The organism is uncultured Algibacter sp. (genome assembly GCF_947495675.1).
Classification (GTDB): Bacteria; Bacteroidota; Bacteroidia; order Flavobacteriales; family Flavobacteriaceae; genus Algibacter_B.
This window is the reverse complement of record NZ_CANLZX010000012.1, coordinates 111,731-125,374: the sequence shown is the minus strand read 5'-3', so window position 1 is coordinate 125,374 and position 13,644 is coordinate 111,731. Positions and strand designations below refer to the sequence as shown.

Below are 13,644 nucleotides of genomic sequence, written 5' to 3'. Positions count from 1 at the left end.
AGATTTAAACGTAGGAGACACTTATTCTGAGCAAGGAGCCACAGCAACAGACGATTTAGATGGCGATATTACAGCAAGTATTATAATAGGTGGAGATATTGTCAATACAAATTTAGAAGGAACATATACTGTATCTTACAACGTAAGTGATGCTTCTGGTAACCCAGCAAATGAAGTTATCCGATCAATTACTGTAACTGAAGCGAATTCTGGTTGCTCTGGAGGAATTGCTTCATTTCCTTATACTGAAGGGTTTGAAAATACTTTAGGAGCATGGACTCAAACATTAACTGATGATATTGATTGGACAGTTGATGCATCTGGAACACCTTCAAGTAATACAGGGCCTTCTAGTGCAGTAGAAGGCAGTTATTATATTTTTGTAGAAGCTTCATCACCAAATTATCCAAGTAGAAGAGCTATTCTTAACTCACCTTGTTTTGATTTAAGCACATTAACCGAAGCTACATTTAGTTTTAATTACCATATGTATGGAGCTGCAGATATGGGGAGTATTGATTTAGAAATAACTCAAGACGAAGGGCTTACATGGACAAGTATTTGGAATGAAACTGGTAATAAAGGGAATTCTTGGCAAACAGCAGTAATTGATTTATCTGCTTATACAGGTGGCGGTATTCAGTTGCGTTTTAATAGGTTTGTTGGTAGCACTTGGCAAGCAGATATAGCTATTGATAATATTAGTTTAATAGATGGAGAAATAGTTATAAATAGTTGTGTAAGTGGTATTACTAATTACCCATATGCAGAAGGATATGAAAACACCCTAGGGGCTTGGACTCAATCAAATGCAGATGATATTGATTGGACAATTGATGCTAATGGAACACCATCAAGTAGTACAGGACCTTCAAGTGCTGTTCAAGGAAGTTATTATATTTTTGTTGAAGCTTCGGGCAACGGAACGGGTTATCCAAGTAAGCAAGCTATTATTAATTCACCTTGTTATGACTTAAACTTGGTTTCTCAAGCTATATTTAGTTTCAATTACCACATGTATGGTGCTTCAGATATGGGATCCATTGCATTAGAAGCAAGTAATGATAACGGTATAAGTTGGACTCCTATATGGAGTGAAACAGGTAATAAAGGAAATACTTGGTTATCAGCTAGTGTAGATTTATCAGGATATACCGGAAATAGTGTTCAATTAAGATTCAATAGAATTACAGGAAGTACTTGGCAAGCAGATATTGCTTTAGATAAAATTACTCTAACTACAGCCGTAGCAGCTAAAAATAATGAAAAACAAAATGTTTTAAGTGTTAGTGCAAATAGCATAAATGAACTTACATTATTCCCAAACCCTGTTGGAGATGTTTTAAATATAAAAACTTCGAAAGGAGGAATTATTTCTTATAAAATTGTTAATACACTAGGGCAAATTGTAAATACTGGAAAAACTTCTAATACAGTTATAGTTGATAATTTAGAAGCAGGAATGTATTATATTGAAGTTGAAAATGAAGGTACAAAAATGATGAAACGATTTATAAAAGAATAAATCAAAAATTGACTAACTCAAAAATAGAAAGTCCAGATTTACAGTCTGGGCTTTTTTATTTATTGAAGTTTAAATATGGATAATTTCATCATCGTTTAAAATTTTATCACCTCTTAATCTTAAAAATATTTGGGCTACGGCTATGGTGTCTTTTTCACAATAAATTATTATTCTATCTATTTCATTTTCTTCATAGTAAACTCGATATACTTCGCTACCATCAATGTCATCCTTAGGTGAAGGAATACCTAATACGTTTGTTAATAATTTTAAAGAAGTGTATGTTTTGTAATCACCAAATTTCCAAAGTTCTAAAGTATCTAGATGAGGTACTTCCCATGGTTTTTTTCCAAAAAGATTTAGTTTGTAAGGTAATTCAATACCATGAATTATCATGCGCCGAGCAATGTATGGAAAGTCGAATTCCTTCCCGTTATGAGCACAAAGTAAATGTTTGGTTTGACTAAAATGAGATAAAAGAAGGTTTTTAAAATCTTTTAAAATTTTAACTTCATCACCATAAAAAGAGGTAACTCTAAACTTTCTGTTGTCTCCTTGATTTGTAAAGTAACCAACCGAAATACATACTATTTTTCCAAATTCTGCCCAAATACCAGCACGTTCATAAAATTCTTCGGCAGTATAATCTTCCTTTCTTTGGTATCTTGATTTTTGTTCCCAAAGTGCTTGTTTTGTTTCGTCTAAATCTGAAAAATGTTGTGTTTCTGGAACGGTTTCAATGTCCAGAAAAAGAATGTTTTCTAAATTAAGTTTTGAAATCATTTATTAAGCATTTTATAAGCCTCTTCTATATAAACACTAATATCTTCTGTAAACTTACCAACTCCTTCGTCTGGCGATTTTTTATGGCCTAAACGTACAATTATTACATTGTCGTTTGGCTCTACAATTACGTATTGTCCCAAATGCCCGCGCATCATAAAAAAATGTTTATCACCAACATCTTTTAACCACCATCCATAACCATATTCTGGGCTATCTTTAAAGCGCGGTGTAATACTTTTTTTAACAAAAGTGGAATCTAATAGTTGTTTACCCTTCCATTTTCCATCGTCTTTGTACAATTTCCCAAAGCGGGCAAAATCTCTAGCGTTACTAGCTATACAGCAAAAGGCTTTTGCTAATCGGTTATCTTCATCGTCTACTTGCCAGTAGGCATCGTTTGCTGCTCCCATAGGTTTCCAAAAGCTTTCAGACAGATAATTAGATAAAGTTTTACCAGTAGCTTTTTTTAATACCATGCCTAAAAGCTGAGTGCTTCCGCTTAGGTATTCGAAATTTGTTCCAGGTGTTTTTACTACTTTCTGATTTAAAATGGTTTCGGCTAAATCGTCATCGTAATTTGCTCTAGCGGTAACTGAAAAAGGACTTGTGTAATGCTCTACCCAATCTAAACCAGATGCCATAGACGATAAATCGCCAACAGTTGTTTTAGCATAACTATATTGTGGATAAAAATCGCTAAGAGGTTGATCTAGGTTTTTTATATAACCATCCATAATGGCTTTACCTAATAGGGCAGAGGTTATACTTTTAGCCATGGAAAACGAATTGGTTTTTGATGCAACATTAAAGTCATCGTAATATTTTTCAAACCAAATACTATCGTTTTTAATAATTACATAGGCAATGGTACCCCAATCTTTATTTACATTGCTAAGTTTTTCGGTTGGTTGTACGCTGTTATAATTAATGTGAATTGGCCATTCATCTACCGTGTCGCCTTTTTTAATGGTATCGTTTTCAAAATATGGATAATCGTCTATAAACGCTGTTTTATGACCAGTAAAATAGACAACTTTTACGCCTCTAAGTATATATTCGTAATCGAAAATGTATAATGCTATAACTATAATTACCAATAGCGAGATAAGCCACTTAAGGAGCTTTTTTATAAATTTCATTTTATTAGTTTAATGTTGCAACTAAAGATAAGGAAATTAATTTTTTAGTTTAAAATAAATTATTTTGAAGTGGATTTTTGCATACGCTTTTTCTTATAAAATGCCTTGTCTGCTATGTAAATTGTTTTAGAAAGTTCGGCAATTACAACGCCTTTTTTGTTTATAATATTTGGTGTTTTTACAATATCAATTTCGCCTTTATCTTTTATGTCCTTTTTGATATTTACAATGTCTGCCGGAGAAAAAACGAATTCGCAAAATATAGTTTCTGTTCCTGGTCGTCTATATTTTATAGTTGCTGCTTTATCCCAAACCACGTAATCATCACCAAGAATTTTAATAAGCTGAATCATGTAAATAGGATCTGTGGCCGATAGCATACTGCCGCCAAATATAGAGCCCACAAAGTTTTTGTTTTTCCAGCTTAACGGAATTTTAATTTTAACGCAATGTAAATCGTTAGAAACCTCAATAATTTTTGCTGTTGATCGTCTGTACATAGGCGACCAGTTAAAGCCGTATTTATAAATTTGCGCATCTGTAAAAACCTTTTCAGCTATTTTAGTAAGAGTTCTATACATGTTAAAAAAGCGATTGTTGTTTAAATGGGCTTTCATGTTCTAAAAGCCATTTTTTTCTATGTAAACCACCTGCATAACCTGTTAAACTACCATCGCTACCAATAACACGATGGCATGGTATAATAATCCAAAGTGGGTTTTTACCATTAGCATTTGCTATTGCACGAATAGCTTTAACGTCTCCCAATTGTTTAGAGAGCTCAAGATAAGATATTGTTTTTCCATATGGAATTTGTTCTAGTTGTTTCCAGACTTTTTTTTGAAAATCTGTGCCTAGGGCATTCAATTTTAGATCGAAAATTTTACGAGTCCCTTCAAAATATTCATTTAATTGAATGACGCAATCTTCTAATTCTACTGGTATAATATCAGTAATTTTTTCTTCAGAATTCAATACAGTAACAGATGTAATTCCATCTTCATCTCCTATAATTTTAGTAAACCCTAAAGGTGATTTAATGATGCAGCTTTCCATCTGATACTTTTATTTTAAATGGTTAATTGCAACATTCATGTTGTTTTAATTATGAATATTACGTTATTCTGAAGACTTATCTTCTTCAATAATACCTAATTTTTTAGCGCGTGATTCCCAGCTTTTTCTAGCTAAATGTTGTAGGTCTGAAACATTATCACTCTCATCCATAATTTCTAACCCTAAAAGTGTTTCTATAACATCTTCCATGGTTACTAACCCACTTACCGATCCATATTCATCAACTACTAAAGCCATATGGTTTCTAGTTTCTACAAGTTTTTCAAATAGTGTAGGGATTGCCAAATCTCGATTTACAATAATAATATTTCTTTTAAGTTCTGCTAATTTTTTGTTACCATTACCTAAAGCCATTTCTTTAAAAATTTCATCTTTTAAAACCAGACCTTTAATGTTGTCTTCGGTTTCTGAAAATACTGGGATTCTGGAAAAACGAAGGTTTAAGTTTCTGTTAAAAAAATCTTCAACCGTAGTAGTTTCGTTTTCGGTTAACATGACCGTTCTTGGTGTCATTACGTTTTTAGCAAAGACTTCTCGAAAAGTTAAAAGGTTTTTAATAATTTTACTTTCGTTTTCATGAAAAACACCTTCTTCATGAGCCATATCGGTCATTACCATAAAGCCTTCTCTACTTAAAACACTACCATGACCTTTACCGCCAATTAACTTTGTAGTTAATTGTAATAACCATAAAATGCCTGTCCATTTTAAAGGAAAAATTAGCACAGTTAATGCTTTTGAGGTGAAATTCGCCAACTTTTTCCAATAAGTAGCTCCGATGGTTTTAGGAATAATTTCTGAAGCTACAAGAATTAAAAAAGTCATAATTGCCGAAACAACACCAACGGTATTGATACCCCAGAATTCAATATCGAAATCTAGACCTTCAGCTTCAATACCAACCATCATTGCGCCTAAAGTATGTGCAATAGTATTTAGCGTAAGTATCGCTATTAGTGGTTTGTCTACATCTTTCTTTAATGATTCTAAAGTTAATGCATAGTCCTTTCCTTCTTGTTTTTTAACATTTATAAAGGTTGGTGTAACGCTTAATAAAACAGCCTCAAGGATGGAACATAAAAATGAAAAGAAAATGGAAATGGTTGCCCAAAATAGTAATGCGCTCATAGTGTTTTTTAAAAAACTAAAAATACTAATTATTGCAATAAAAGCTAATGTAAAGTAAGACGAATATTATTTTCTTTAAATTTATTGAGAAAATACTGTTTATCGTTTTAATGTAAAATGTGCTTTAAAATCTCGAAGAACTCCATTGTCATCTCTAAAAAGAACTTTAAACCAATAACCAGATTGTGGTAAAGGATTCCCATTAAGCAAACCGTCCCAACCTTTGCTTTTTGGATCTAAATTCTTTAACATTTTGCCGTATCTATCATAAATAAAAATTTCTGGCTCATTTAAAGCTTCTACTCCTATTACTTGCCAATGGTCATTATAACCATCATTATTAGGAGTAAAAAACTTCATGTAGTCAATAATCGTTTTTTCAATATTTACGACACCACATCCTTTTGTGTCAATAATTTGAAAAGTATGATATCCAGGTTTTAAGTTCATAAACTCCCCAAGTTCTTGTGTAGGCCCATTATTTACGGAGTAAATATAATTACCAAAACCTGTAGCTGTAATTTGAACAGTATGGTTTTTAGAAAAGGGTAAAGAAGTTACAACAACATCTAATACTTGTGGTGGTCCTGATGGTGAGACAGTAGCTTCTTTAGTAAAATGACAACCTGTAGCGTTAAATGTTGCTTTAACAGAATAATTTCCTTGGGTAGTTGCTGTTAAATTACTGGCGTTTTCTCCAGGAATTATAGTGCCTTCAAAATACCATTCAAAACTATGATCTGTTTCAGATAGACCTGTGTTAATAATAGGTAAATTATACTCAGAGTTTACTGTATCATCACTATTTAGACAGATTATATTATCTTCAATTTCAAAAACAGGAGGTGTATTTATTGTTATAGTAAATGGTAAATATGAATAGCAACCAGAAAATATTTCTGTTTTTTTAGCAAATAAACTAAATGTTTCTTCACCCAAAGTGTCATAGTTTGTAGCATTAAGATTTATACCATTTTGGGCATCTTCAGCAGATGCATGAAATGTTACTGAAAAATCATCAGGGTTATCAGTACCTATGGCAATACTACTTAAAGGTGTTAAATCGATTGTTGTTAAGTAATCATAATCTTCATCACAGTAAAATTGATGAGGTATTTGGTATGAAGTTGGAGTTTCTGGCCCTATAATTTCAATAATTTCATTGCTTTCTGTAATACATTCATATTGTTCAAAAACAAAGTCTGTATATATACCTTTAACTAAATTGTTAAAAATAATATTACCCCTATTATCAGCCATAAAATTTTCAGGTCCAACAAGCACATCATCATGTTTAAATTCTATTGAATAACTTGTTAAAGGTGTTAAACCAGAGAATGTTAATTGCCCTTCAGGGATAACACAATCTGAATAATCTCTTTTGCTTATTGTATAATTTGGAACTTCTGGGTCTGCTAATTCAAAATCTGTATCAATAGTAGTATCACAACCTAAAGAACTAATTGAAACATTGGTATATAATCCTGCATCTAAATCAGTTATTTCAATAATACCTTCACTATCTGCTACATATGTTACTTCGGGTACTAAAACACTATTGTCAACATAACTTATTCCGTAAGATTCACCTTCTGTTAAACCTGAAAATATAAGTTTACCATCTTGTCCATTACATACACTTGGGTTTTCTTGTATGGCATTTACAATAAAAGGTATAAATGTTTCGTCAACTTCTTCTAGAATATAATAATAGGTAAATCTAATAGATTCTTTTGCTTGTATAGTCCCTAAATTAAATGCAATTGAGATGGCTTCATCAACATTTAAACTGGTTGCGCCTTCAGTATTTGTAAATCCGGATCCATTCCAAATTGCACTTGCAGATCTGTTATTAAAACCACCAAAAGAAACTCTAGCTTTTTCATCATTAGCATATAAACTAACATTAGATCCGTCCATATCTGCAGGAATGCCAATTGGATCCTGAGACGCTGTCACTAAACAAGTCTGGTCTGTAATAGAACTTGCTTGAGATATAATTTCCATGTCTGTTTCATATCTATTACTTAAAGTTACATTATTGTCTGGATCGACATTATGCATAAAATAGACATTGTTTTTTGCGACGTCAGAAAGGTTTTTTATAAATGTCGTCATTTGTATAAAAAGACCATCCTGGGTAATACTGTAATACCTTTTTATGTTTAAACCATTAACATTTCCTTCCCAAGATATTTGAGCAATATCCTCGTAACAATCTGATGAAATAACGTTTACACTTGTTACTGATCCTGGGATACCAGATGATAAAATACCATTATTATTGTTGTAATTAATACCATCAATTTGAATACAAAAGCCTTCTTCTGGGTCGCCAGGTGAGAAAAAATCACCATCATAATCTATCCATCCATCATTTAGGGGGTTTGCAATAAAACCGAAAAGATTATTCCCTACTTCCCTATTATTATGAAAAGTGGCAGGCTTATTTGAAGCCATTGCCCCATAAACGCCTTTGGCATTAATACCAATTTCAACTAAATTGCCTTTAGCCCAACCCTCTCCATCAATTTCATAAGCTTCTAATTGTGCAAAAGTTAAATTTATACTTAAACAAAAAATAAAAACAAGTAGATGTTTGTGCATAACGGTTGTAAGTTAAGTGACACAATTATACATATAATTACTTTTATTTCATATAAAACTGTTTACTATTAGACGAAAGGAAAATAAAAGCTACGAAATTAATTTAATTACATCTTTTGCGAAGTAACTAGCTATAATATCTGCACCAGCACGTTTAAATGCCATGGTAGTTTCCATCATCACTTGGTCGTGGTTTAGCCAACCTTTTTCGGCAGCAGCTTTTATCATGGCGTATTCGCCAGAAACTTGATATACAGCTACAGGAACATCGACCTCGTTTTTAATGTCTCTTAAAACATCCAAATAAGAAAGACCTGGTTTTACCATTACGATATCGGCACCTTCGTCAATATCCATTTCGGTTTCACGAATGGCTTCAAAACGGTTACCAAAATCCATTTGGTAGGTTTTTTTATCCTTCGGAATATCTACTAAATCAACAGGAGCTGAATCTAAAGCATCGCGAAAAGGTCCGTAAAAAGCCGAGGCATATTTTGCAGAATAGCTCATAATACCTGTATTAATAAAACCTTCATCTTCTAGAGCTTCGCGAATGCTAAGAATACGACCGTCCATCATGTCGCTTGGTGCCACAAAATCGGCTCCAGCGGTAGCATGCGAAACACTCATTTCTGCTAAAAACTCAGCGGTTTCATCGTTTATAATTTGTCCGTTTTCAATAATACCATCGTGTCCGTAGGCTGAATATGGATCTAAAGCCACATCGGTCATCACCAACATATCTGGGCACACATTTTTAACGGTTTTAATGGCGCGTTGCATTAATCCGTTAGGGTTTAAGGCTTCTTTTCCTTGGTTATCTTTTAAATTATCTGGCACTTTTACAAAAAGTAACACCGATTTTAAACCTAGCTTCCAAAGTTCTTTAACCTCGCCTTCCAGCAAATCTAAACTATAGCGAAAGTAATTTGGCATCGACGGAATTTCATCTTTTATGCCTTTGCCTTCAACCACAAAAAGCGGTACTAAAAAATCGTTTGGTGTTATAACGGTTTCACGAACTAAAGCGCGAATGGCTGCGTTGGTTCTTAATCTTCTATTTCTTCGTAATGGAAACATAGTTTTTGTTACTTTTATCAAATACAAAGTTAATCATTAAAACTCATTTTGTATTGCTAGAATCCCTAAGTGTTTTAGAATTTAAGTTCCCTTGGCGAAGTTATCAGGAAACTCTATTAAAAAATTTTGATAGTCATATTTTAGACCACCATTTTCATGTTATTGCGCCTCCAGGATCGGGAAAAACCATTTTAGGAATCGAAATTTTAAGGCGATTAGGCAAAAAGACATTGGTTTTAGCACCTACGCTAACTATAAGAAATCAATGGGAAAGTAGGCTGCAGGAGTTTTTTACTGAAGGCAATAGTTTTAAGGCCTGTTCCTTTAACATAAAATCGCCTAGTGATATTACGTTTTCAACCTACCAATCGCTTCATGCGCTTTATAAATCTTTTGAAGATGAAGAAGATTATTTTAAATTTTTCGAAACCCATAATATTGAAACCGTAGTTTTAGATGAAGCACACCATTTAAAAAGTACTTGGTGGAAATGTTTGATGGCTTTAAAAAACCGTAATTCGTTTTTTGTAGTGGCACTAACTGCAACACCACCTTACGATAGTAGCCGAAGTGAGCTTACCAAATACTTTACATTGTGTGGCGAGGTAGACGATGAAATTGCGGTACCCGATTTGGTAAAAGAAAACGATTTATGTCCGCATCAAGATTTTGTATATTTTTCGAAACCCAACGATTTAGAAATTAATTTCATAGTTGAATACCGACAAAAAATCTCAAAATTTCAAGATGATGTATTGCATGATGAATCGTTTATAGCGCTTCTTAAAAATCATAGGTTTTATAAGAATCCAAAGGTTCATTTGGATGAAATTTACACGAATACATCCTACTTCTCATCCATTTTAATTTTTTTGAATGCCTATGGAATTTCCATTGAAGCAGAAACTTTAGAAATTTTGGGTTTTAATAAAAATGAAACCATTCAGTTTCCAAAACTCAATTTAGAATGGTTGGAAATTCTACTTCAAAACCTTTTAGTTACAGATAGAGAAACTCTGCTAACTCACGAAGATTATCTTGTAACGCTGGAAAAAAAACTAAGACGACTTAATGTATTAGAGCGCAACCAAGTGAATTTTGTTGGCGAGCAATTGCTTTATAAATCTTTGGCGTATAGCCCGAGCAAGCTTAAAAGTATTGTAAAGATTGTGGCCTCCGAAAGGGAAGCTTTAGGACAAAATTTAAGCTGTGTCATTTTAACCGATTATATCCGGAAAGAGTTTTTAAACACCTCTAAACAAGCTATTGAAACCATTAATAAAATTGGTGTTTTGCCTATTTTTAAATATGTGAAAACATATTGTTCTCCTAACAAGGAATTAGCTGTTTTAACAGGTAGTTTGGTTATAATCCACACTTCTATTTTAAAGGCTTTTGAAGCGATTGGGAATATGGATAATTTTTCGTTTTCTCCTCTAGTTAGTGATCACGAATTTTTGGAAGTAACGACTAAAGGTAAACCCGAAAAATCGATAGTCGAAATACTTACGCAGCTTTTCGAGAATGGTACTATAAAGGTTTTAATAGGAACAAAATCGTTGTTAGGCGAAGGTTGGGATGCACCTTCAATTAACAGTTTAATTTTGGCTTCTTTTGTGGGGTCTTTTGTGTCATCAAACCAAATGCGAGGTAGAGCGATTAGAAAGGATGCAAGCAAACCTAATAAAACTGGAAACATTTGGCATTTAGCTTGTGTAGACCCAACGGCAACAGATGGCGGACGAGAAGTTGATATATTAAAACGACGTTTTGAGGCCTTTGTTGGTATTACAAACACCTCAATTCCTTTTATATCTAATGGTTTTGATCGTCTTAATTTTCCTGAAAACCTATCGGTAGAAGCTATTGATAGTCTAAATGCTGAAACTTTACAGAAATCTCGACAAAGACCAGTAATAACAAAGCAATGGGCAAGTTCCATTGGAAGCGGTACAAAATTAACTAAACAAGTTAAATGGCTTTATCTAGATGAGAAACCTTACAAAGCCCAAAAGCAAATTTATTTTTTTGATGTTGTTCGGTTTTTTGTTGCCGAATTATCGGTAACCATGTTGTGGTTTTATTTTGAGTTTATTCTAGAAGGTCTGCAACTTATAATTAGTCGCGGGTTAACGTATTTTATTTATGCGTTTATGGGTGCTTTTGTGTTTCGTTTTGGTTTAAAATTATACAAAGCGGTGTCGTTGTATTTACGTTATGGATACTTGCATAAAAAGATTAAAAAAATAGGTTTAGCCATACTTAATACCATGCATGAGTTGAAGCTTTTAAATACTAATATTCAAAATATTGAAGTGGTTGCAGCGCGTTTAGATAAAGGTGATGTGGTATGTATGCTAGTTGGAGCTAATAATTATGAGAGTGCTTTATTTTCTAGAGCATTAACCGAAATGTTAGATCCTGTAGATTCGCCTCGATATTTAATTATAAAGACCAGTTTTTTTAGAAAACGACTTAACGTTGAAAATTTTTATCCTGTTCCTGAAATTTTTGGCAACAAGAAGGAAAATGCACTCGTTTTTAAGAAGCATTGGACAAAATTTTTGGGTAGAAATAAATTGGTGTTTACACGACAAGTTGATGGCCGAAAACTTCTTTTAAAGGCACGATTATTTCATGCTTATAATGCCTTTAAAGAGGTGTCCAAAGAGGTGATTGTTTGGAAGTAGTTATTTACTCAACCCTAAATAAAACCACGTATTGTTTTCTTTTACAAAAGCCGATTTTTCATAAATGATATCCACTTTTCCTTTCTCATAAAAATACGCCTGAAACGTAACAGTACCTTCGATATCGGTTTCGGTGCCTTTTGTTGTTTCTAGAACTTCTAACTTTATCCATTCTACATGTTTTGCCCATTTTACAATCGACGCTTTTTCTTTTATTGGTCGGGTAGAAGCATGATGACTTGCCATTAAATAATCGCCATCGGCTTTAACAAAAGCCGCATATCTAGATCGCATAAGTTGCTCCGCGGTTTTAGCTTCAGTTATGTTTATATGAGCCTTTTGGCAGCAATTCGAGTAGGTTTTTAAACTTCCGCAGTAACAGTCCATAATAATGTTTTTAAACCCAGTTTATGGGGTTTTGTAATACTTTAATAAGTTTTTCTTCTTCGCTTCCAGCTTCCGGATGGTTGTCGTAAACCCATTGTACATGCGGTGGTAAACTCATTAAAATACTTTCTATACGTCCGTTAGTTTTTAAGCCAAAAAGTGTGCCTTTATCGTGTACTAAATTAAACTCTACATAGCGTCCGCGACGAATTTCTTGCCAATTGCGTTGGGCTTCTGTATATGGTAAATCTTTACGTTTTTCAACAATAGGAACATAAGCTTCTAGAAAACTATTACCAACTTCGGTTACAAAGTTGTACCAGTTTTGCATACTCATATCATCGGTAGTTTTGCAATAATCGAAAAATAAACCGCCTAAACCTCGGCCTTCGTTTCGGTGAGCATTATAAAAATACTCGTCGCAACGTGCTTTGTATTTTGGGTAGAATTCTGGATTATGCTTATCGCAAGCTGTTTTACAAGTTTGGTGAAAGTGTTTAGCATCGTCTTCAAACAGGTAATATGGCGTTAAATCTTGTCCGCCGCCAAACCATTGGTCTACAATGTTTCCTGCTTTATCATACATTTCAAAATAACGCCAATTGGCATGTACGGTTGGTACCATTGGGTTTTTAGGATGCAGAACCAAACTTAATCCGCAGGCAAAAAAATCGGCATCTTCTACGCCAAAATACTTTTGCATGCTGTCTGGTAATTTACCATGAACGCCAGAAATGTTAACGCCTCCTTTTTCAAAAACATTACCGTTTTCAATAACACGCGTGCGGCCACCACCACCTTCTGGTCGTTTCCAAATGTCTTCTTGAAATTTAGCTTTACCATCAACAGCTTCGAGCTTTGAGGTTATGCTGTCTTGTAAATTTTGTATGTATTGGTAGAATTTATCTTTCATTGATTGTTTGTCTTTCAATCCTTCAAGGTCTTTAAGATCTCGCTGGTTTTGCTTCTCGTTTTTGGTAAAAGTTTCTTGACCTGCGAGGTTTTTAAAACCTTGTAGGTCTGTACCTAAATTATTATCAGGCAACGATAAATATTCATTATGAGCAAAAATAAAATTATTTAAGTCATTAAACTGTTGAATGACATAAGATTTATCAATAGACACTATGTTTTTTAAGCTGTTATTATTGTAAATGCGAAATGATGAAAACTCGTGGTTTTTGTAATTATTGCTAATTTTATGAAGCTGAGGATTTGTATGAAT

General features: G+C 33.4%; 11 protein-coding genes. 2 read left to right on the top strand and 9 right to left on the bottom strand.

Annotated elements, in window-relative coordinates; genetic code table 11:
• A partial coding sequence (locus Q0842_RS10045) for an immunoglobulin-like domain-containing protein (protein ID WP_298497589.1) occupies positions 1-1,525 on the top strand: 1,525 nt, incomplete at its 5' end.
• Positions 1,526-1,594: 69 nt separating this feature from the next.
• On the opposite strand, the gene Q0842_RS10040 is transcribed toward Q0842_RS10045, so the two are convergent.
• From Q0842_RS10040 to hemB, 7 genes are all read right to left on the bottom strand, one after another.
• Complete coding sequence (locus tag Q0842_RS10040) at positions 1,595-2,308, bottom strand: 3'-5' exonuclease (protein WP_298497587.1); 714 nt, start codon at positions 2,306-2,308, stop codon at positions 1,595-1,597.
• A complete protein-coding gene (locus Q0842_RS10035) occupies positions 2,305-3,450 on the bottom strand; it encodes a serine hydrolase (protein ID WP_298497585.1) in 1,146 nt (381 codons plus the stop codon). Before Q0842_RS10035 ends, Q0842_RS10040 begins: the two co-directional genes overlap by 4 nt.
• A 59-nt stretch (positions 3,451-3,509) precedes the next feature.
• Entirely contained in the window at positions 3,510-4,067 is a 558-nt protein-coding gene (locus Q0842_RS10030) for a DUF4442 domain-containing protein (RefSeq protein ID WP_366941118.1), read from the bottom strand.
• Positions 4,033-4,506, bottom strand: a complete 474-nt coding sequence (locus tag Q0842_RS10025; RefSeq protein ID WP_298497583.1) for a methylated-DNA--[protein]-cysteine S-methyltransferase — start codon at positions 4,504-4,506, stop codon at positions 4,033-4,035. The genes Q0842_RS10030 and Q0842_RS10025 overlap by 35 nt, the downstream gene beginning before the upstream one ends.
• 63 nt (positions 4,507-4,569) lie before the next feature.
• Positions 4,570-5,655: a CNNM domain-containing protein gene (locus tag Q0842_RS10020; protein WP_298497581.1), complete on the bottom strand. Its 1,086-nt coding sequence runs from the start codon at positions 5,653-5,655 to the stop codon at positions 4,570-4,572.
• Positions 5,656-5,754: 99 nt separating this feature from the next.
• On the bottom strand, positions 5,755-8,262 hold the full coding sequence (locus Q0842_RS10015; protein WP_298497578.1) for a T9SS type B sorting domain-containing protein: 2,508 nt from the start codon (positions 8,260-8,262) through the stop codon (positions 5,755-5,757).
• A 90-nt stretch (positions 8,263-8,352) separates the two neighbouring features.
• Positions 8,353-9,342 carry a porphobilinogen synthase gene (gene hemB, locus Q0842_RS10010; RefSeq protein ID WP_298497576.1) on the bottom strand — a complete coding sequence of 330 codons (990 nt, stop codon included), beginning with the start codon at positions 9,340-9,342 and terminating at the stop codon, positions 8,353-8,355.
• Between the two features lie 53 nt (positions 9,343-9,395).
• Between hemB and Q0842_RS10005 the strand changes: the two genes are divergently transcribed.
• Positions 9,396-12,032, top strand: a complete 2,637-nt coding sequence (locus Q0842_RS10005; protein WP_298497575.1) for a DEAD/DEAH box helicase family protein — start codon at positions 9,396-9,398, stop codon at positions 12,030-12,032.
• On the opposite strand, the gene Q0842_RS10000 is transcribed toward Q0842_RS10005, so the two are convergent.
• Positions 12,033-12,419 (bottom strand): YchJ family metal-binding protein, encoded by a 387-nt coding sequence (locus Q0842_RS10000; protein ID WP_298497572.1) that lies wholly within the window; start codon positions 12,417-12,419, stop codon positions 12,033-12,035.
• Positions 12,420-12,429: 10 nt separating this feature from the next.
• On the bottom strand, positions 12,430-13,332 hold the full coding sequence (gene hemF, locus Q0842_RS09995; protein ID WP_298497595.1) for an oxygen-dependent coproporphyrinogen oxidase: 903 nt from the start codon (positions 13,330-13,332) through the stop codon (positions 12,430-12,432).
• Between the last annotated feature and the right edge of the window lie 312 nt (positions 13,333-13,644).